This is a genomic window from Candidatus Thermoplasmatota archaeon (assembly GCA_035540375.1).
Taxonomy (GTDB): Archaea; Thermoplasmatota; SW-10-69-26; order JACQPN01; family JAJPHT01; genus DATLGO01.
Map to the genome: position 1 here is coordinate 1 of DATLGO010000056.1, position 18,193 is coordinate 18,193.

Annotated in this window: 23 protein-coding genes; 17 read left to right on the plus strand and 6 right to left on the minus strand. The window is 70.0% G+C overall.

Features of this window, described 5'->3' with window-relative positions; translation table 11 throughout:
* Nucleotides 1–79: 79 nt before the first annotated feature.
* The 4 genes from VM889_06790 to VM889_06805 are packed head-to-tail and all read left to right on the plus strand — an operon-like array spanning nucleotide 80 to nucleotide 4,420.
* Entirely contained in the window at nucleotides 80–799 is a 720-nt protein-coding gene (locus VM889_06790; protein ID HVL48244.1) for a nucleotidyltransferase domain-containing protein, read from the plus strand.
* Nucleotides 796–1,182, plus strand: coding sequence for a HEPN domain-containing protein (locus VM889_06795; protein ID HVL48245.1), 387 nt, complete (start codon nucleotides 796–798; stop codon nucleotides 1,180–1,182). Before VM889_06790 ends, VM889_06795 begins: the two co-directional genes overlap by 4 nt.
* A gap of 42 nt (nucleotides 1,183–1,224) precedes the next feature.
* Complete coding sequence (locus VM889_06800; GenBank protein ID HVL48246.1) at nucleotides 1,225–3,210, plus strand: helix-hairpin-helix domain-containing protein; 1,986 nt, start codon at nucleotides 1,225–1,227, stop codon at nucleotides 3,208–3,210.
* A 25-nt stretch (nucleotides 3,211–3,235) separates the two neighbouring features.
* Nucleotides 3,236–4,420, plus strand: a complete 1,185-nt coding sequence (locus tag VM889_06805; GenBank protein HVL48247.1) for a hypothetical protein — start codon at nucleotides 3,236–3,238, stop codon at nucleotides 4,418–4,420.
* A 35-nt stretch (nucleotides 4,421–4,455) separates the two neighbouring features.
* Here VM889_06805 and VM889_06810 read toward each other — a convergent pair whose 3' ends face one another.
* On the minus strand, nucleotides 4,456–4,875 hold the full coding sequence (locus VM889_06810; protein ID HVL48248.1) for a nucleoside 2-deoxyribosyltransferase: 420 nt from the start codon (nucleotides 4,873–4,875) through the stop codon (nucleotides 4,456–4,458).
* An 89-nt stretch (nucleotides 4,876–4,964) separates the two neighbouring features.
* Between VM889_06810 and VM889_06815 the strand changes: the two genes are divergently transcribed.
* The 4 genes from VM889_06815 to VM889_06830 all read left to right on the plus strand — a co-directional run bounded on the left by VM889_06815 (nucleotide 4,965) and on the right by VM889_06830 (nucleotide 8,242).
* Nucleotides 4,965–5,972 (plus strand): hypothetical protein, encoded by a 1,008-nt coding sequence (locus VM889_06815; protein ID HVL48249.1) that lies wholly within the window; start codon nucleotides 4,965–4,967, stop codon nucleotides 5,970–5,972.
* 26 nt (nucleotides 5,973–5,998) lie between these two features.
* The gene (locus VM889_06820; GenBank protein ID HVL48250.1) at nucleotides 5,999–6,469 is read left to right on the plus strand and encodes a redoxin domain-containing protein; all 471 of its coding nucleotides are present in this window, start codon (nucleotides 5,999–6,001) and stop codon (nucleotides 6,467–6,469) included.
* A gap of 59 nt (nucleotides 6,470–6,528) precedes the next feature.
* Nucleotides 6,529–6,957 carry an OsmC family protein gene (locus tag VM889_06825; protein ID HVL48251.1) on the plus strand — a complete coding sequence of 143 codons (429 nt, stop codon included), beginning with the start codon at nucleotides 6,529–6,531 and terminating at the stop codon, nucleotides 6,955–6,957.
* 94 nt (nucleotides 6,958–7,051) lie between these two features.
* Nucleotides 7,052–8,242, plus strand: coding sequence for an acyl-CoA dehydrogenase family protein (locus tag VM889_06830; GenBank protein HVL48252.1), 1,191 nt, complete (start codon nucleotides 7,052–7,054; stop codon nucleotides 8,240–8,242).
* Here the strand turns inward: VM889_06830 and VM889_06835 are convergent.
* Entirely contained in the window at nucleotides 8,237–8,710 is a 474-nt protein-coding gene (locus VM889_06835; protein ID HVL48253.1) for a winged helix-turn-helix domain-containing protein, read from the minus strand. The genes VM889_06830 and VM889_06835 overlap by 6 nt on opposite strands.
* 118 nt (nucleotides 8,711–8,828) lie before the next feature.
* Between VM889_06835 and VM889_06840 the strand changes: the two genes are divergently transcribed.
* From VM889_06840 to VM889_06865, 6 genes are all read left to right on the plus strand, one after another.
* A complete protein-coding gene (locus VM889_06840) occupies nucleotides 8,829–9,728 on the plus strand; it encodes an acyl-CoA desaturase (GenBank protein HVL48254.1) in 900 nt (299 codons plus the stop codon).
* 44 nt (nucleotides 9,729–9,772) lie between these two features.
* Nucleotides 9,773–10,897: an NAD(P)/FAD-dependent oxidoreductase gene (locus VM889_06845; GenBank protein ID HVL48255.1), complete on the plus strand. Its 1,125-nt coding sequence runs from the start codon at nucleotides 9,773–9,775 to the stop codon at nucleotides 10,895–10,897.
* 88 nt (nucleotides 10,898–10,985) lie between these two features.
* The gene (locus VM889_06850; GenBank protein HVL48256.1) at nucleotides 10,986–11,597 is read left to right on the plus strand and encodes a hypothetical protein; all 612 of its coding nucleotides are present in this window, start codon (nucleotides 10,986–10,988) and stop codon (nucleotides 11,595–11,597) included.
* A 75-nt stretch (nucleotides 11,598–11,672) separates the two neighbouring features.
* Nucleotides 11,673–12,749 carry a tyrosine--tRNA ligase gene (locus VM889_06855; GenBank protein ID HVL48257.1) on the plus strand — a complete coding sequence of 359 codons (1,077 nt, stop codon included), beginning with the start codon at nucleotides 11,673–11,675 and terminating at the stop codon, nucleotides 12,747–12,749.
* A gap of 55 nt (nucleotides 12,750–12,804) precedes the next feature.
* Nucleotides 12,805–13,434, plus strand: a complete 630-nt coding sequence (locus tag VM889_06860; GenBank protein HVL48258.1) for a DUF47 family protein — start codon at nucleotides 12,805–12,807, stop codon at nucleotides 13,432–13,434.
* Nucleotides 13,435–13,444: 10 nt separating this feature from the next.
* Nucleotides 13,445–14,839, plus strand: a complete 1,395-nt coding sequence (locus tag VM889_06865) for an inorganic phosphate transporter (protein ID HVL48259.1) — start codon at nucleotides 13,445–13,447, stop codon at nucleotides 14,837–14,839.
* A gap of 41 nt (nucleotides 14,840–14,880) precedes the next feature.
* On the opposite strand, the gene VM889_06870 is transcribed toward VM889_06865, so the two are convergent.
* Nucleotides 14,881–15,147 carry a dodecin family protein gene (locus VM889_06870; protein HVL48260.1) on the minus strand — a complete coding sequence of 89 codons (267 nt, stop codon included), beginning with the start codon at nucleotides 15,145–15,147 and terminating at the stop codon, nucleotides 14,881–14,883.
* Nucleotides 15,148–15,239: 92 nt separating this feature from the next.
* On the minus strand, nucleotides 15,240–15,491 hold the full coding sequence (locus tag VM889_06875; protein ID HVL48261.1) for a hypothetical protein: 252 nt from the start codon (nucleotides 15,489–15,491) through the stop codon (nucleotides 15,240–15,242).
* A gap of 98 nt (nucleotides 15,492–15,589) precedes the next feature.
* Here VM889_06875 and VM889_06880 point away from each other — a divergent pair, with 98 nt between their 5' ends.
* Entirely contained in the window at nucleotides 15,590–16,348 is a 759-nt protein-coding gene (locus VM889_06880; protein HVL48262.1) for a winged helix-turn-helix transcriptional regulator, read from the plus strand.
* Here VM889_06880 and VM889_06885 read toward each other — a convergent pair.
* On the minus strand, nucleotides 16,321–16,896 hold the full coding sequence (locus tag VM889_06885) for a hypothetical protein (GenBank protein ID HVL48263.1): 576 nt from the start codon (nucleotides 16,894–16,896) through the stop codon (nucleotides 16,321–16,323). The genes VM889_06880 and VM889_06885 overlap by 28 nt on opposite strands.
* 1 nt (nucleotide 16,897) lies before the next feature.
* Nucleotides 16,898–17,212, minus strand: coding sequence for a thioredoxin (gene trxA, locus VM889_06890; protein ID HVL48264.1), 315 nt, complete (start codon nucleotides 17,210–17,212; stop codon nucleotides 16,898–16,900).
* Between the two features lie 119 nt (nucleotides 17,213–17,331).
* On the opposite strand from trxA, the gene VM889_06895 reads away from it, so the two are divergent.
* On the plus strand, nucleotides 17,332–17,820 hold the full coding sequence (locus VM889_06895) for a hypothetical protein (protein HVL48265.1): 489 nt from the start codon (nucleotides 17,332–17,334) through the stop codon (nucleotides 17,818–17,820).
* Entirely contained in the window at nucleotides 17,820–18,185 is a 366-nt protein-coding gene (locus VM889_06900) for a hypothetical protein (GenBank protein HVL48266.1), read from the plus strand. Before VM889_06895 ends, VM889_06900 begins: the two co-directional genes overlap by 1 nt.
* The last annotated feature ends 8 nt before the right edge of the window (nucleotides 18,186–18,193 follow it).

The window sequence follows — 18,193 nt, forward strand, 5'->3', positions numbered from 1 at the left end:
TGGGGGCCGTCGTAAACGTTGGCCCGCGCCGGGGCCGCTCGGGGGAAAGACATATTGCCATACAAGACAACATGGCAATATGTCCCTGGAGGCCGCCGAAAAGTGGCGCGCGGCCGAACGCGCCTACCGACCCACGGCCGAGCGTCTTCTCTGGGCGCTTGCTCCGGACTGGGCCGTGTCCGGCGTCTACGAAGCCCGGTTCGACATGACCAAGCCCGCACTGCAGCGGGCGCTCGACGGCCTCGTGCGCGCCGGTTTCGCGGAGTCGCGGGTCCGGAGGACGTCGCGCGGGCGCGTGAAGGAATACCGCGCGCGACCGTTTTCAATCGCGTGGATCCGACGACCCCGCTTCTCGGTCGCCTGGACCGCGACGGGGTCCGTGCCCGCCGGGCGCGAACTGCTCCTCCAAGTCGACGAGGGCGAATTCCGGGACGATCTCGTGCGCGTCCTGCAGGCGGTCGGCGCGTCCCCCTTCGCCGCGAACGTCCGCTTCGTCGTCCTCTTCGGTTCGGTCGCCGCGGGCGAAGCCACGTGGAAGAGCGACCTCGACGTCATCTTCCTCGTCGACGCGGCGATGACCGCCACGCGCGCCGACCTCCGCGATCGGCTCGCCGATCCCGACCTGGGTCTTGCGCATCCGGTGCGCCCGTTCTTCGCGTCGCCTTCGGAGTTCGTGGCGAGCGACGGCACCGTTTATCGCGAAGCCCGGATGAACGGCATCATCATCGCGGGCGATCTCGACCGCGGTGAGGACGTCTGGGCCGCGATGGCGAGGTATCGGGTTACCTCGGACTCATGAGGGACTATCTCGCCGCCGCGGTCCTCGCGGCGGAGGACGCCCGCGTCGCGCCCGCCCACAACCTCGCAATCCACGCGCTCGAGCTGGGCCTCAAGGCCGCCATCCTCGCCGCCGAGGGCGCGCTCGCGCGTCGCCACAACCCGGGCGGCGAATTCGGGCGGCTCTACCGCGACGCGGTGGACGCGGCGCGGCTCCGGCGGGTGAACCGCATCCTGAACCGTTACAACGACGGCCGCTATCCCGGCGGCGACATCCCGCTTGCGGAGGAGGTCGAGGCGGACCTCGCCTTCATCGCGTCCTTCCTAGACGGACCTCCCGCGGGCCCTCGCCGGCCGCGGCCCGCCCGACCCCTGACCCTTCTTTGTTTCGGCGACCTCGGGTGAAGACCCAAGGCGCCCTCCGCCCGTTCCCGGCCGTCGCCGCCCATGGCCGCCCGGACCCTCGTCCCCAAGAAAGAGGCCGTCACGACCCAAGCCCTCATCACGCCGGCCGCCCTCGACCCCGAGGTGAAGCTCGCGGACGTGGAGGGCATCGGCCCCGCGCTCTCGGAGCGCCTGCTCAAGGCGTTCGGCTCGGAGGCGGCCTTCTTCGAGGCGGCGCGCGCGAGCGAGGTGGACCGCCTCGCCGCGGTGGAGGGCATCAGCGTCCGCAAGGCCGTCGAGGTCGTGCTCGCGGTCCAGGGGCGGCGCCCCGCGGACTTCCTCAGGACCCCCCGCGCGGAGCAGCTCTACGAGGACATCCTCGAGCGCGTCGCGGCGTTCGCGAACACGGCGTACGCGCGCAACCGCGTGCAGCTCCTCGTCCCCCTGGGCGACCGCAAGGCGATGGAGGCGCACGTCGAGGAGGTCCTCGCGCACCGCAAGGCCGTCGAGGCGCTCGACCGCGACGCGGTCGCGACGCTCCTCGCGAAGGTCGCGAAGCCCCGCCAGCCCAAGGCGAAGTACGAATCCTCGACCGCCATCCTCGTCGACACGGAGGAGGACTACGAGCGTCTCGTCAAGGCCGGCGTGGACCGCTTCTGCCGCATCCTCACGCCCGACGACACCTCGTTCAACGACGGCTACGAGGTCGTCATCTACGCGTACTCCTCCGGCCTGCTCGACCTCACCGGCGCCGACAACGTCGTGCAGGTGCCGTTCACCGCCGATGCGGGCGCGCTCGTCCCCGAGGCGGTCGTCGCGTTCTACCGCGAGAACCGGCCTCTCTTCGAGACGGTCCGCGACCTCTCGCCACACCTCGGCCGGGTTTCGGTCGCGCCCGACGTGCTCGCGATCCTCGACCGGCTCTCCGACCGCGAGGTGGACTTCGACGCGATCGAGACCGCCGTCCGCCGCGCCGCGGACGGGATGAACGCCGAGATCCGCCGCCGCACGGAGAGCGTCTCGCTCACCGGCGCGGAGGTCGTGGAGATGATGTCCGGCGCCGTGCCGCGGAAGGTCCGCGACATCCAGGCGGAGGTCTTCCGCGCGGGTCGCGAGAAGCTCCTCGCGGAGACGGGCGAGGACCTCGCGGTCTTCGACGGCTCCTACCCGATCGTCGTGGACGACGAGGCGCTCGAGCGCAAGCGTCTGGAGATCCAATCCCGCCGCAAGCGCGCGGCCTTCCGCGAGAAGGTGGACGCGGCGCGTCGGCTCTCGGGCCTCAAGCCAGCGATCGAGCGCGAGATCCAGGCGCTCCTCGAGTTCGACTACGCGTTCGCGCTCGGCTCCTTCGCCCTCGCGTACGACCTCGCGCGGCCGAAGTTCGGCAAGACCTTCCGGCTTGCGGGCGCGGTCCACCTCAACCTCGCGCGCTCGGGCGGGCAGCGCATCGACTACGAGGTCGGCGGCGAGGACAACGTCGTGCTCCTCACGGGCGCGAACTCGGGCGGCAAGACGACGCTCCTCGAGACCGTGGCCCAGGCCGCGCTCCTCGCGCACCTCGGACTCCCCGTGAACGCGCGCGAGGCGACGCTCGACGTCGTCGAAGCGCTCTACTTCTTCACGCAGAAGCGATCGCTCGACGCGGGCGCGTTCGAGAGCTTCCTCAAGGGCTTCATCCCGATCGTGACGACGCCCTCGAAGAAGCTCGTGCTCGCGGACGAGCTCGAGGCGATGACGGAGCTCGACGCCGCGTCGCGCATCCTCGGCACGTTCATCGACCTCCTGCACGCGAGCGCCTCGTACGGCGTCTGCGTCACGCACATGGCCGACGAGGTCTCGAAGCACACCCAGGTGCGCATCGACGGCATCGAGGCGCGCGGCCTCGACGAGGACGGGAACCTCGTGGTGGACCGCACCCCGCGCATGGGGTACCGGGCGCGGTCGACGCCGGAGCTCATCCTGCGCCGCCTCGCGCAGCGGGCCTCCGGCGAGGAGAAGCGGGTCTACGACCTCATCCTCTCGAAGTTCGACAAGAACGCGAGCGTTTAAGCGACGGCCCCCCGTTCCGCGGCGCATGGCGAACCGCATCCTCATCGCCCTCCTCGTCGCGGCCTCGACCGCCCTCGCGGGCTGTCTCCAGGCCGACAACGGCGGCGCGGGCGGCAAGAACGACGGCAACGGCGACGGCGCCGGGCCGGACCAACCCATCCCCACGACGGGCGAGGCGCGCACCCTCCTCGCGGCCTCCTCCGGGGAAGACGCCTTCGGGAAGCTCGACCGCGTCGGCCTCAAGGGCAACTTCAGCTCGGACGAGGGCCGCGGCGATTTCCAGTTCGCGCACATCAAGGGCGATGGCGCCTGGCTCTTCCGCGTCAAGATCTCCCAGGGAGCAACGACGTTCTCCCTCGGGTCGGCCCAGAAGGGCACGACGGGCAACTTCTACTGGGGCGAGAAGACCTACGTCACGCGCGACGAGGTCCCGGAGACGGGAAGCGTCTTCGAGGCGATCGAGAACTTCTCGCGCCAGAACCCCTATGGCGGATCGGGAGGCGACGACGAAGGCGCGTCGACCGATTCGTTCCTCGGCGGCGAGATGGAGGGCTACATCGTCGACTCCGTCACGCCGACGACGCACAAGGGCAAGGGCGCCTTCGTCGTGAAGGCCCACAACGAAACCAACACCGTTGAAGCCACCTTCTATCTCGACCGCCGCCCCGCGGCCTTCACGTTCACGACGATGGAGGACGGCAAGCGCCAAACGGGCGCGTTCGAGATTCTCTACGGCAGCGAGGTCGCGATCGACGTCTCGACGACGGGCGAGCGCACGAGCTTCTCGCTCGTGCAGGAATCCGAGGACGCGAGCACCGAGACGCAGAAGATCACGCGCGGCGTCGTCGCCGACGGCCACCGCGAGGAGGTCAAGCTCGGCGAGATCGAGATGCGCGCCATCTATCAGGACGGCGAGCCCGGCCGCTTCGGCGAGCCCGGCCCCGGCACCGTCCTCGCGAGCATGAAGCTCAACGAAGGCACGAAGACGGTGAACGGCCACACGTTCACGTACACCGACGTGGACGGCGACGGACTCGTCAGCGCCGGCGACACGTACGAGTTCACGAGCGACGACATGGAGGCCGTCCTCATGTTCTATGACACGTGGGCCGACATGTACGAGGGCAAGCCCAACATCCCATTCCCGGGCGCCCTCGCGCTGCTCGCGATCCTCGGCGTGGCCGCGTTCCTCGCGCGCCGCCGCGCCTGAGCGAGCCGGGGGGCCCGCGGCCCCCTTCTCTCTTTTTATGACGTGAGCCGCCGAGCGAGAGCCTCGCCGAGCGTCTTCACGTCGCCGACGATCTCCGCGCAGGCGCCGCGCACGAGGTGCGACGGAACCTGACGCCGCTCCGTTGCGAAGCCGATGACGGGCTTACCGGCCGCGAACGCGTACGCGACGAGGAAGGCGACGTCGTCCGAGGTCCTTCCGCCGTCGAGCACCGCGACGACGACGCGGCTCGCCTGGAGCGCGGCGAGCGTGCGCTCGAAGGCGGCGTCCGCGGTCGTTTCGACCCCCGGCTCGCCTGCGTGCAGGCCGGGGACGAAGACGTCGCCCGCCCGCAGCCGCCCGCCGCTCGTCACCTGGAGCCCCACGAGGAGCTTGTCCACGAGCGTCTCGTCGCCGAGGCTCGACCATGCCGCCGCGAGGAAGACCGGCTGCGCCACGGGCGGCGAACGCGGCCGCGCGCCTTGAGCCTTGCCGGCGATCCGCCCGCTGCGACAGCTTCATGCCGCTCCTCGTCCGCTGCCTCGGCATGCGCCGCGCCCCCGCCTTCGCCCTCCTCCTCGTCCTCGCGCCGCTCGCCGGTTGCATCGGCGGCCCCGCGGCGCCGCCCGCGACCGACGAGGGGCCCGCGGTCGTTCCCGAGCGCCTCACGCTCTGGCTCACGGGAGGTTCGCGTCCCGGTCTATCGGCGAACGCGCCGACCTCGGAGAAGCCGGAGGAGGTCGCGGGCGGCAACTTCTTCGCGCAGTGGGGCGAGCCGGGGGGCTACGCGAGCTTTATCGGCGCCCCGCCGGGGGGCAACCTGCTCGTGGTGGGGAACGCCACCGTCACCTTCTTCGCGAAGGCGAACGGACCGGCGGTGCAGGCGGGCGTCTTTCCCCACTTCATCGCCTACCTCGGCACGGTCGGCATCCTGAACGCGGACGGCAGCGCGCAGGGATCGGCCGCCATGCGTCCCGGGGACGTCGTCGAGACGAAGTCGGACCTCAAGCTCCCGAAGGGAGGCCTCCTCCTCGAACGCGACCTCGCGCTCCAGGTGATGCTCTCCGTCGTCCTCACGCAGGCGGGCGCGCGCGGCGACGGGAGCGACGACGTCGTCTTCCTCGTGAACTCCACGCGGACGCCCTCGCGCGTCGAGTTCGACGCCATCCTCGTTCCCGACCTTCCCGCGCCCGGCGAGCCCGAGGCCGGGAAGCTCGACGACCGCCTCGCGGGATCCGCCTACGCGGGCGCGCGCGAGGGCGCTTCGCAGAAGTCGCATCCGCTCGCGATCCCGCCCGGGACGGCTCGCGTGTTCGTCCTTCTCAAGCGCGACCAGGCCGCGGGCTTCGGCGACCTCGACCTCGCCATCGTGGACGCGAACGGCACCGAGGTCGCGCGCGGGGTGACCCCCTTCGGCGTCGAGCGCGTCCTGCTCCACCCGCACCAGCTCGGCGCGGGCGGCGCGTGGAAGATGGTCGTTTCGAACTACGGGAGCGCGACGTCCACGTACTCGCTCGAGTGGCGGGTCCACCCCGTCGCGCCCGCGGAAGCTTGATGACCCGCTCCGGGCGTGGCGCACGCATGGCGCTCGCGGTCGGCGATCCCGTCCCCGATTTCACGCTCGTCGCGGCGACGGCCGAGTCGCGGTCGGAATGGACCCTCTCGAAGGTGCTCGAAAGCGGGCCGATCGTCCTCGCCTTCTACCCGCTTGCGTTCACGAGCACGTGCACGATGCAGCTCTGCGAGGCGCGCGACCGCCTCAAGGAGCTCGAGGTCCTCGGGGCGCGCGTCTTCGGGTTCAGCACGGACACGCCGCACTCGAACCAGCGCTACGCCGCCGAAGCGCGCCTGCCGTTCCCGCTCCTCTCCGACCCCAATCGGGTCGTTGTCGAGCGCATCTGGGAGACGCAGCGCGTCTCGGGGGTCGATCGCGTCCCGAAGCGCGGCATGATGGTCGTCGGCGCCGACGGACGCGTCAAGCACGTCTGGATCACCGACAAGCCCGGCGAGTGGCCGGGGCTCGACGCGACGCTCACCGCCCTCGGTTCGTAGTTTTCGGGGAAATCCTCAAAAGTCCTCCCGGGATTGCGCACGCGGTCATCATGGCGGTCATCGAGCGTCACGCGAGCGCGGTGTGGAAGGGCAGCCTGAAGGAAGGCAAGGGCACGGTCTCGACCGAGTCGGGCGTCTTGAACGCGGTGCCGTACAAGTTCTCGACCCGTTTCGAGAACGAGAAGGGCACGAATCCGGAGGAGCTCATCGGCGCGGCCCATTCGGGATGCTTCTCGATGGCCTTCTCGGGCCAGCTCGACAAGGCGGGCCTCAAGGCCGAGAGCATCGAGACGCGCGCGAGCGTCAAGATGGAGAAGGAGGAGGTCGGCTGGACCGTGAAGGCCGTCCACCTCGACGTCGTCGCGAAGGTCCCGGGCGCCCCCGCGGACGCCGTGCAGAAGGCCGGCGAGAACGCGAAGAACGGCTGCCCGATCTCGCGCCTCCTTTCGCCGGGCGCGAAGGTCACGATGTCCCTCAAGGTCGCCTGAACGCGACCGCGGGCGCTTCGCGCCCGCCACTCTTTCTCTTTGTCGCGGGGAAAACGGTCATCCCGTCGCCTTCCGATCGCCCCCCGGGGATCGCGTGGCCGATTTCACGGTTTCCGACGACGTGCGCATGATCCAGGGCGCCCTGCGCGATTTCATCGCGCGCGAGGTCGTCCCCCACGAAAAGCGGCTCGCCAAGGAGCTTTCGGACGAGCGATTCCTCCTCGGCGACGACGGCTTCGTGAAGCCGCAGGTCATGGAAGCGGTGCGCGCGATCCGGCGCAAATCGGCCGCGCTCGGCCTCTATGCGATGCACATGCCCGTCGAAGAAGGGGGCGGGGGCGTCTCGAAGCAGGCCATGTACGAGGCGTGGCGCGAGGTCATGCGCCACGGCCTCGGCCTCAACCTCGCGGTCCTCTCGTTCGTCGAGGGGCCGTATCCGCTCTTCCTCCGCCTCGACGACGCGATGAAGAAGCGCTACCTGCATCCGCTCGTCCGCGGCGAGAAGTCGAGCGCCTTCTGCCTCACGGAGCCGGGCGCGGGGAGCGACGTCGGCGCGATCCGCGCGACGGCCGTGAAGAAGGGCGGCTCCTACGTCCTCGACGGCGCGAAGGCGTACGTGACGAACGGTCCGTACGCGGATTTCTACCAGGTGTTCGCGAAGACGGATCCCGCGGCGGGCCTCGCGGGCATCTCGTGCTTCCTCGTCGACTGCGACCTCCCGGGCGTCTCGATCGGCAAAAGCCAGCTCTCGCTCCACGCGGACGGAGCGCAGTGCGAGGTCGTCTTCGACGGCGTCGAGGTGCCGGCCGAGAACCGCGTGGGCGACGAGGGCGAGGGGTTTGCGCTCGCGATCGGCAACATCGGCGACACGCGCGTCACGATCGGCGGCATGTGCGTTGGGCTCGCGGAGTTCTGCCAGGCGCGCGCGGTCGAATACGCGCAGGCGCGCGAGGCGTTCGGCAAGCCGATCGGGAAGCTCGGCCAGATCCAGGCCATGATCGCCGACAACGAGACGGACATCTTCGCGGCCGACAACATGCTCCTTCGCACGAGTTGGTTGATCGATCAAGGCGAGAGCGCGATCAAGGAAACGAGCATGGTCAAGGTCTTCGCGACCGAGATGCTTTTCCGGGTGGCCGACCGCGCGATCCAGATCCACGGCGGCGCGGGACTCATGCGGGAGCTGCCGCTCGAACGCATCTTCCGGTTCGCCCGCGTCCTACGCATCCCGGAAGGGACGAGCGAGGTCCAGCGATGGACCATCGCGAAGACGCTCGGGCTATGACCGGGACGCCTCGTTGTAGGCCGCGCGAAGCTCCGCCTGGACCTTGCGCGCCTTCGCCGCGATCTTGTCCGCGTCCTCCCGGAGATCCGCGAGACGCTTTTCGAGCTTGGCGACGGCCTTCGGGACGGGCGACGCCTGGGCGCCGGGCGGGGGCGCCGGACGGTTCACGCCCTCGAGGACGAGCCGCGCGTTCGCGAGACGCGTTCTGAAGCGGCGCTCGCGGCCGGCCGCCGGGCGGACCTCGTCCACGAGGCCGACCTTCTCGAGAAGCTCCAGGTGCGTCCGGACGGGCGAGGCGTCGACGCCGACGCGACGCGCGACCTCGTTGATGTGCAACGGTTCCTTCGCGTCCATGAGCGCGCGCAGGACCGCGACCCGGGTGGGCGAGGAGAGGACGGCCGCGAAATCCGCCAGCCGTCCGGGCGCTCCGCGCAGGTCGACGGCCTCGTCGTCGAAGGTCGGATGCACGCGGCGGCATATGCGAAGTTGCGCATGAAAGTATGGCCTGCCCGCGCATCCGCGCACGATGAACAGGTATTTGACAACGAGCCGAGGGATTGAAGAAGGGTCGCCGGACTACAAGCGCATGGAACACGCGACGCGCGAAGGCGCGCCGGTTGCCGCCTCGCGCCTTGAGAAGGCCATCCTCCTCGCGGCCGTCATCCTCCCGCTCGTGGGAACCCTATACGCCATCGTCCTTCTCTGGAACCGTCTCGTCTCCTGGACGGACATCGCCCTCCTCGTGGGGTTCTACGTCCTGACGGCGCTCGGCATCGGGACGGGCTACCACCGCATGCTCACGCACCGCGGCTTCGAGGCGCCGGCGCCCGTCCGGGCCTTCTGGCTCATCCTCGGCTCGATGGCGCTCCAGGGCCCCGCGGTCGAATGGGCCGCGACCCACACGAAGCACCACGCGAAGGCCGACACGGAGGAGGATCCGCACACCCCGCTCGCCGGCTTCTGGCACGCGCACACCGGGTGGCTCTTCCGCGACCGCATCGTCCGGTCGGGCGTCTGGGCGAAGCCCTTCCTCGCGGACCCGGTCGTCGTCTGGGTCGACAAGACGTTCTTCGTCTGGGCGACGCTCGGCTTCGTCATCCCGTTCCTGATCGGCGGATGGACGGGCCTCCTCTGGGGCGGCCTCGTGCGCGTCTTCCTCGTCCATCACGTGACGTGGAGCGTCAACAGCGTCTGCCACATGTTCGGCAGCCGCCCCTTCGCGACGAAGGACGAGAGCCGCAACGAGTGGATCGTGGGGCTCCTCGCGCTCGGGGAAGGATGGCACAACAACCACCACGCCGCGCCCAAGGTCGCGATCCACGGCTTCCGCTGGTGGCAGGTCGACGTCAACGGCCTCATCATCCGCGCGATGGCCCGCCTGCGCCTCATCCGCAACGTGGTCCGACCGACCGCCGAGATGCGGAAGGGTCGCCGCAGCGACGAGGCGCCCGCGACGGTGACGCTCGCGGCGCTTCCGCGCGAGTGACCCGCTCAAGAGCCTTTAAATCGGGGGCTCTTGTTTTGCCGGGTATGACCCGTCCGGTCCGGCGCATCGCCATCGTGGGCGGCGGCCTCGCCGGCGTGATCACGGGCCTCGAGCTCCTCAAGGGCAAGCACGCGGGCGCGTACGACATCACGGTCTTCGAGCGCGCCGCGGCGCCTTACACCACGCTCTGCGGCGAGGGCCTGTCGCACACGACGCTCTCGCGCTTCACGGCTTTCGATTCCTTCCCCTACGCGGCCGAGACGTTCAAGGGAGCCGCGTGGTGGTTCCCCGGCGGCCTCCGCGTCGATGTCGACGAGACGTGCTACACCATGGCCCGCGAGCGCTGGATCCCGGCGATGGCCGAAGCGTTCCAGAAGGCGGGCGGCGAATATCGCACGAACGCGAAGGTGTCCGCCGAGGACGTGCCCGCGCTCGCGCGGGACTACGACCTCGTCATCGGCGCCGACGGCCCCGGAAGCCAGGTCAGGAAGCACGTCGGCGGCGCGCACACCACGATGCTCGGCATCCAGTACCGTGTCGAGAAGGCCGGCTACGAGACGGACCGGCTCGAGTTCTACACGGACAAGCGCTGGTCGCCCGAATACGCGTGGGTCTTCCCGCGCGGCGACATCCTGAACGTCGGGCTTCTCGCGGACGATCGGGTGACGGCCGAGGAGAACTGGCGCCGCCTCGACCTCTTCATGCAGGAGCGCAAGGTCGAAGGCAAGGTCGTGAAGCGCGAAGCGTACCCGATCGGGTTCTTCGGCGACAAGCTGCAGCGCGACAATGTGCTGCTCCTCGGGGACGCCGCGGGCCTCACGAACCCCGTCACGAAGGGCGGCATGGCCGCGGTCATCTACGCGGCCGAGATCCTCGCGGATCTCCTCAAGCGCGGCCGGGTCGAAGCGTACGAGCGCGCCATCTTCGCGCACCCGATCACCGACCCGAGCTTCCGGCGCGCGGTCGAGATCATCCACCGGTGGTCGAACGAGGACTTCGAGGCCTACACCCGCTTCGCTCCGAAAGTCCTCACCGTCGACGGGAAGGTCGCGACGAAGAAGCGCTATTTCGGTCCGCTCGTGAAGACGTTCCTGCGGTACCCGCACCGGATCCGGGACTTCGAGGCCCTCGCGCGCGCTTTCGGCGTGTCCCGCGTCTACTCGTGGTGACCGCCCGGCCGCCTGCCGGGGCGTCGCCCATCGATGCGTCCGCCGGAGGGGTCAAGCGCGCGGGCGCGGCGACCGTCATCCGATACGCATGGCCTACTCATCGGCACGTGGACAACGGTACGCATACGGCCTCGGCACCGGACGCTCCATCGCGGGCGTCATCGGCATCTTCGCCGCCTTCGGCGTCGGGCTCGCGCTCATCGCCTTCGCCGCGGCGTTCGCCTTGGCCGAGCCCGCGACGGACCCAGGCATGGCCCCGACGGACGTTCAGGCCGCAAGCGGGGTTTCGATCCTCGCGGTCGGCCTCGCGCCCGTCTTCGGCGCGCTCATCCTTTCTGCGATCTGCGGAGCCTGGGCGGGCACGCGGACGCGAAGCGGCGGTCGCGGGCTCGTCGCGGGCGCCGTCGGCGCCCTCGGCGGCGTGATCGCGCTCTTCATCGTGGTGGGCATCGGGTTCGCCCTCGGCGTCGGCGCGAGCGGCCTTGACGTCTCGACCATCGAGGCGCCTGAAACGTACGTCAGTCCCCAGCTCGTGGACAACATCCGATTCCTCGCGAGCGCGAGCGGCCTCGTCTACCTCGCGGCGAACGTCGTGGCGGGCGGGCTCGCGGGCGCCGTGGCCGGCGCGATCATGCCCTCCGAGGCCCGTCGCTACACCTCGGACGAGGACGTCGTCCGCGGTCCGAGCCGCGCGACGTAGAGGTGCCCGGCGCGGGTCCGCCCGCCGGGCCCGCGCTCGCATGCCTTTTATCCGGGGCGGCGCCTTCCGCGATGCATGGATCTGGAGGACCGCGTCGCCCTCGTCGCCTCCGTCGGCGAGGAAGTCGTCACCGTGGAGGAGCTCCGCGCCCTTCTCGCCACGAAGCCCCGGCCCGTCGCATACGACGGCTTCGAGCCTTCCGGCACGATCCACATCGCGCAAGGCATCCTCCGCGCGATCAACGTGAACAAGCTCACGAAAGCCGGTTGCCATTTCAAGATGTTCGTGGCCGACTGGCACGCGTGGGCCAACAACAAGATGGGCGGCGACCTCGAGAAGATCCAGACCACCGGTCGTTACCTCCAGGAGATCTGGAAGGCGACCGGGATGGACCTCGCGAACGTCGAGTTCGTCTGGGCCTCCGAGTTCGTGACCGACGAGGAGTATTGGAAGAAGGTCATGAACATCGCGCGCGACTCCAGCCTCGACCGCATCCTCCGCACGACGCAGATCATGGGCCGCTCGGACAAGGACAAGCTCTCCGCGGCGCAGATCCTCTACCCGTGCATGCAGGCGGCCGACATCTTCCATCTCGGCGCGGACATCACGCAGCTCGGCATGGACCAGCGGAAGGTCAACATGCTCGCGCGCGAGGTCGGCCCGAAGCTCGGGTTCTGGAAGCCCGTCGTGGTGTCGCACCGCATGATCATGGGTCTCGGCCAGCCGCCGCCCGCGGATGCCGACGCCGAGGCCCGGGCCCTCGCGATGAAGATGTCCAAATCCAACCCGGACTCGGGCATCTTCATGACGGACACGCGCGCGGACGTCGAACGGAAGATCAAGAACGCCTACTGCCCGCAGAAGCAGGCCGATGAGAACCCCGTCCTCGAATACATGCGGACCATGGTGTTCGAGCGCTTCCCGACGGTCACCGTCTCGCGCCCCGAGAAGTTCGGCGGGGACGTCGTGTACGAGTCGTACGCGTCGCTCGAGGCCGCTTACGTCGGGGGCCACCTCCACCCCATGGACCTGAAGAAGACGTGCGCCGAGCACCTGAACCGGCTTCTCGACCCCGTGCGCGAGCACTTCGAGAAGGACGAGAAGGCGCGCGCGCTGAAGGCCCAGGTCGAAAGCTGGAAGGTCACCCGCTGACGGTGACGGACCTTCACAAGCCTTACATGCAACCCCCGCGGTCCCCGGATCGTCCATGAGCTTCAAGGACTGGTTGGTCCCGCGCGAGGAGCGGTTCTTCGACCTCATCGAGGCCCAGAGCGCCAACGTCCTCGCCGGCGCGACCCGCCTCGCGGCGATGGTCGCCGACGGGGCGGACCTCGCGGCGGGCGCGGCCGAGCTCCGTCGGCTCGAGCGGGAGGGCGACAGGCATGTGGACGGCGTCCATGACGCGCTTAACCGGTCCTTCATCACGCCCATCGACCGCGAGGACATCGCGGCGCTTTCGGGCGCGCTCGACGACGTGCTCGACCACACCGAGCGCGCCGCGCGCCACCTCCACCTCCATCAGGTCACGGCCCCGCCGCCCGAAGTCGCGCGCGTCGCGAGCCTCCTCCTCGACCAGGCGCGCGAGCTCGACGCGGCGTTCAAGCTCCTGCGCGATCCGACGGGCCGGGCGGAGCTGAGCAAGCGCCTCGCCGAAGTCCGGCGGCTCGGCGACGACGCCGAGGACGTCGCGACGGCCGCGATGGCGCATCTTCTCGCGCGCGACGATCTCCGATTCGCGATCAAGATGCGCGACGTGTTCCGCAGCCTCGATCGCGCCACCGACACGGCGGCCGTCGCGGCGGGCGTCCTGCGCGACCTCCTCGTGAAGCACACCTGAGGGCGCGCGCATGGTTGTCGAGATCTTCGGGCTGTCGATGAGCCTCTTCCTGCTCGCGACCATCCTGCTCGCCCTGTTCTTCGACTACTCGAACGGCTTCCACGACTCCGCGAACGCGATCGCGACCGTCGTCGCGACGAAGGTGCTGACGCCGGGTCAGGCCGTCGTGATGGCGGCCGCGTTCAATTTCATCGGACCCTTCGTATTCACGCTCGCCGTCGCGAAGACCGTGGGCAAAGGCATCATCGACCCGGCGATCGCGAGCGCGCCCGTCATCTTCGCGGCGCTCACGGGCGCCGTCGCGTGGAACCTGCTCACCTGGTGGTGGGGCATGCCCTCGTCGTCGAGCCACGCGCTCGTCGGCGGCCTCGTGGGCGCCGCGCTCGCGGCCGTCGGACCCGCGGCCGTCATCCTTCCCACGGGCGACGAGGTCGTGGTCATCGGCGCCGTGCTCGCTGCGGGCGCGCTCCTCGGCATCGCGTTCTGGCTCATCGCCGCCGCGTGGTCGCGGGCGCGGCTCGCGCGCCGCTGGTTCCCCGCCTTCTCCGCGGGCGGCCTCGTGGGCGGGCTTTGGCTCGGCGCCCTGCAGGTCGAATTCGGCCTGGACGGTTTCTTCGACGCCGGCCTCGTGCTGCTCACGTTCGGCACGCTCGGCCTCTTCGCGGGCTCGCTCCTCTTCGTGATGACGCAGCGCGACCTCCAGCTCTCGGGCATGCCGCCCTTCCCCGCCCTCGGCGCCGCGCTCGCCTTCACGGCGGGCCTCCTCTCGGGCGTGATCAACCTCGGCGGCCTCACGAAGACGCTCGTCTTCATTTTCATGAGCCCGATCCTCGGGTTCTTCGCGGGCTTCCTTCTCGTGAGCGTCGTGTCGTACGTCGCGCGCGACCGCGAGCCGGCGGGCGTCGAGAAGTGGTCGCGCAAGCTCCAGATCGGGTCGGCCGCGTTCTACGCCCTCACCCACGGCACGAACGACGCGCAGAAGACGATGGGCGTGATCGCGGCGCTTCTTTTCGGCGCGGGCCTCCTCGGCGGCGAGTTCTTCGTCCCCGACTGGGTCGTCTTCACCTCCGCCCTCGCGATCGGCCTCGGGACGCTGTCCGGCGGCTGGCGCATCGTGCATACGATGGCGAACAAGATCACGCTTCTCAGGCCCTATCAGGGCTTCAGCGCCGAGACCGCCTCCGCGGTCGTCCTCTCGACGATGGCGCAGGCCGGCATTCCCGTGTCCACGACGCACGCGATCAGCGCGAGCATCATGGGCGTCGGCGCGGCGCGCCGCGCCTCGGCCGTGCGCTGGGGCGTCGGCCGCCGCATGATCGGGGCTTGGCTCACCACCATCCCGGCGGCGGGCGCGATCGCGTTCGGCGCCTACCTCGTGCTCTCGGCGACGCGGATCGGATTCTGAGTCGGGCCGCCCTCTCCGGAGCAAAGCGGCGAGGGGCCGGGTCAGGGCTGCTGGGTCCGCTCGATCCCGAAGGCGACTTTCATGTCGACCTTGTACTCGGTGATCTGGCCGTTGTCGCACTTCACGCTCATGTTGATGACGTGCGCGCCCGTGATGCCGCGCGTCGTCGCGCTCGCGTCCTCGAGCGCGCACTGGATCGCGTGCTCGAAGCTCTGCGTCGAGACGCCCATGAGCTCCACGATCTTCGCGGTGCGGTGCTCATGCTTCCTCGTCCCGGCCCGTTCCACCATCGTCCCCGTGCGCTCCATGGAGATCAGGCGGGGAAGAGGCCGCGGGGCGAGGATAATCCTTCCCGCTCGCTCGTGGATACGTGGTGGAACGGTCGGGTCATCGAGGGGGTTCAGCGGTCCGGAGCGGGTTCTCCGGGGGCGCATTCGGTCGCGGTCACGCCTCCGCTCGAAGGGCTCCAGGGATGCGTGGGCTCGACGTAGGCGCGGCAATCGCCGGGCCCGAGCGCGGGCGGCGCCCTCAGGTCGTCCGCGGCGAGCGCCGCGGCTCCGGCGACGAGCAGGGCGGCCGCGAGGGCGATTCCGATCTTGGCTGGGTTGCGCATGTTGGTTTCACCGCTCCCGACGTCGCCTTTCCGAGCCATGCCTTCTCTCTCCCCCTTTTTTCGCCGGTCATCAAGGTTCTCTCCGTCGTTTTTCGCCGTCGCAAGGGTTAACGAAACGGAGGCCCCATCCGGTTCGCTTGCTTCCGATCCTCGCGGCCTTCGCCGTCGCCCTCGCGGGACTTCCGGTCCCCGCCGCGGGCAGCGAGTCCTCGCCCGCGGCCGGCGAGCCGGCCTTTGCGGCCGCCGCCTCGCTCGTTCTCTTCGGCTTCCTCGTCATCGAGCCCCCGGGACCCTCGACCGCGAGCGGTCGGGCGGAAAGCGGTCGCGTCCCGATGACCGCGAGCCCCTTCCGCGCCGACACGACGCGTCCGCTCGGCCATTTCCGCGTGGTCGCGGACGTCCTCCGCGCGCTCCTCGACGCTTTGGCCCGGCTCGGGGGCGCCTTCGTGTTCCTCTGGAGCCGCCTCTCGCGGAGCGGGGTCCTGGACCATCCGACGCGTCGGCTCATCCTCGATCACCTCGCGAGGAGTCCCGGGGCCACCCTCTCGGACGTTTCGTCGAGCCTCAATCTGAACAGGAAGACGGCGGAATATCACGTCCGCCGACTCGTCCTCTGCGGCGCGCTGGTCGAAGCGCGCGAGCCGCCGTTCAGGAGGCTTTTCGTCGTTCCGCGGCCGCCGACCGTGGAGCCCCGGTCGACCCGCCACCGTCTCCTCGCGATCCTCGAGCGGGAAGGCGCCTTGACCCGACAGGACCTCGCGGCGAGGATCGGCATCACGCCGCAGGGCCTCAGCCATCACCTCCTCGCGCTCGAATCCGACGGGATCGTGGCGCGTCGGGGCCGCCTTTTCTTGCTCGCGCGGCCCGGTCAGCGAGGCGCGAGCGGCGGCCCGTGAACGGCTTCGACGATGACGCCGCGCTCAAGATCCAGGCTCCGGAAATCGCGCTCGAGCGCCTCCTCGCGCGCGCCGAGAACGGTGAGGACGACGGGCCAACGGAACCGCGACGCCCGAACGGCCGCGTTGAGGGCGCGCTGCGCCTCCGCGACCGCTTCCCGCCGGTCGGACGACCAGCCCTCGCCGGCCCCCGCGCGGAGGGCGTCGAGGTCCCGTTGAGACGCCCGCAGCCCCTCCCCGTCCTCGAAGCCATCGAGGAATTCCTGCGCGAGCAGCTCCGCGACCGCCCCGTCCGTCACGAGGACGCCCTCGCCCGCGCGCGCGTTGCGCCGCACGGGGGGCGTGCCGCGCGGCACCGCTTCGATCCAGTCCGAAACATGCGGCGGCGTTTCGGCCGGGCGACCGTCGTCGTCGAGGTCGACCGAACGGGCCCCAGGAGCGCCAGAACCGTTCCCCCGAAGATCCGCGAGCCAGAATTCGCGGAACGCGCGCCCCTCCGTTCCCGCGCCGTCGCAGACGACGATCAGGATGGCGCGCGCCCGGTTCACGTCAACGCGCCTCGAGCGCGTCCTTGAGGCGGTCCTTCGCGGTCACGCCGACGAAACGACGGATCTCGCGGCCCTTGCGGAACACGATGAGCGTGGGAACGCCCATGACGCCGAAGCGACCCGCGACATTGGGGCTCGCATCGATGTCGAGCTTGCCGATCCGGGCGCTTCCCCCCGTCTCCTCGGCGAGCTCCTTGAGGATCGGTTCCTGGTAGCGGCAGGGGCCGCACCATTCGGCGGAGAAATCCACGAGAACGTTCTCGTCGCCGATGAAGGGCTCGAAGCTCTGGTCGTCCAGCTCCACGACGGGAGGCATCCTTTGTGATTGGGCCTTTTTCGCTTAAGTCGCTTCCCGCCGGACGACGCCTGAAACCGGCCGCGGGAACGACCGATCGGCGACAACCCTCATGAAGGGTCATTGGACGAGAAGAGGCCATGAGGAACGCCGAGAAGGTCAAGCGCCCGCTCGACACCAACGTGCGGGGTGCGGAGCGCAGCGCCCTTCTCCACGGTCTCGCCGAGGAAGCGGCGTTCAAAGGCAATCGCGACGTCCCCCACAACCCGAAGGACGCCCCGGCGTGGGCCGCGTTCAAGCGCCTCGTCGCGGCCTCGTGGCCCGGCGTGCGCGAAGCGGACGCCGAGCGTTACAAGGGGCGGGACGAGGCGCTTGCGGCCTTCGTCGCCGAGCGCGCGGGTTGGGACGAAGCCGACGTCCTCGGGCATCTCGAAACCCTTCGGGAGGAGGCGCTCGGCGAAGCGGCCGAGCGTGGTCCGCCCGGCGTCGCGGAGCCGGACGTGTTCGCGACGCCGCCCGCGGAGACCGAGGACCGGCGCGCCTGGTTCGAGCGCGCCTCGCGCCGCGGAGCCGGCGGCGGGAACGAGCCGCGGGAAAGCGGGTTCGGGCCCGGCGGGGAGGCTCGTTGATGCCCCGCCGCAAGCCGTCGTCCGTGTCGCCTTCGGGCGAGCGGTTCCTGAACGAGGCGGGCGCCGAGGACGTCACGCTCGACGACGAAGGTTCCCGGGGCCCGACGGGCAACGCGGAAACGAGCGCCGACAACAGCCTCATGAGCGAGGATCTCGCGTTCCGGTCGAACCCCCCGGACGCGACCGCGCGCACTTACGAGATGCAACGCAAGCGAGGACATGACACCGCGAAGGACGACGTGACCGTGACGGGAAGCGCCATGCCCAGGACGAGAGGCCACCGCGGAGGCCATCCGCTCACGGGCGCCGCAGAGGAGGAGGCGCGCGAAGCCGCGGCGTGGAGACGCAAGAAGGGCCTCGAGTGAAGCGTTAA

Bases quoted from the DNA above. Each gene is read 5' to 3' on its own strand.
- VM889_06790 (HVL48244.1), top strand. From the start codon at position 80: ATGTCCCTGGAGGCCGCCGAAAAGTGGCGCGCGGCCGAACGCGCCTAC.
- VM889_06795 (HVL48245.1), top strand. From the start codon at position 796: ATGAGGGACTATCTCGCCGCCGCGGTCCTCGCGGCGGAGGACGCCCGC.
- VM889_06800 (HVL48246.1), top strand. From the start codon at position 1,225: ATGGCCGCCCGGACCCTCGTCCCCAAGAAAGAGGCCGTCACGACCCAA.
- VM889_06805 (HVL48247.1), top strand. From the start codon at position 3,236: ATGGCGAACCGCATCCTCATCGCCCTCCTCGTCGCGGCCTCGACCGCC.
- VM889_06815 (HVL48249.1), top strand. From the start codon at position 4,965: ATGCGCCGCGCCCCCGCCTTCGCCCTCCTCCTCGTCCTCGCGCCGCTC.
- VM889_06820 (HVL48250.1), top strand. From the start codon at position 5,999: ATGGCGCTCGCGGTCGGCGATCCCGTCCCCGATTTCACGCTCGTCGCG.
- VM889_06840 (HVL48254.1), top strand. From the start codon at position 8,829: ATGGAACACGCGACGCGCGAAGGCGCGCCGGTTGCCGCCTCGCGCCTT.
- VM889_06845 (HVL48255.1), top strand. From the start codon at position 9,773: ATGACCCGTCCGGTCCGGCGCATCGCCATCGTGGGCGGCGGCCTCGCC.
- VM889_06850 (HVL48256.1), top strand. From the start codon at position 10,986: ATGGCCTACTCATCGGCACGTGGACAACGGTACGCATACGGCCTCGGC.
- VM889_06855 (HVL48257.1), top strand. From the start codon at position 11,673: ATGGATCTGGAGGACCGCGTCGCCCTCGTCGCCTCCGTCGGCGAGGAA.
- VM889_06860 (HVL48258.1), top strand. From the start codon at position 12,805: ATGAGCTTCAAGGACTGGTTGGTCCCGCGCGAGGAGCGGTTCTTCGAC.
- VM889_06865 (HVL48259.1), top strand. From the start codon at position 13,445: ATGGTTGTCGAGATCTTCGGGCTGTCGATGAGCCTCTTCCTGCTCGCG.
- VM889_06870 (HVL48260.1), bottom strand. From the start codon at position 15,147: ATGGAGCGCACGGGGACGATGGTGGAACGGGCCGGGACGAGGAAGCAT.
- VM889_06875 (HVL48261.1), bottom strand. From the start codon at position 15,491: ATGGCTCGGAAAGGCGACGTCGGGAGCGGTGAAACCAACATGCGCAAC.
- trxA (HVL48264.1), bottom strand. From the start codon at position 17,212: ATGCCTCCCGTCGTGGAGCTGGACGACCAGAGCTTCGAGCCCTTCATC.
- VM889_06895 (HVL48265.1), top strand. From the start codon at position 17,332: ATGAGGAACGCCGAGAAGGTCAAGCGCCCGCTCGACACCAACGTGCGG.
- VM889_06900 (HVL48266.1), top strand. From the start codon at position 17,820: ATGCCCCGCCGCAAGCCGTCGTCCGTGTCGCCTTCGGGCGAGCGGTTC.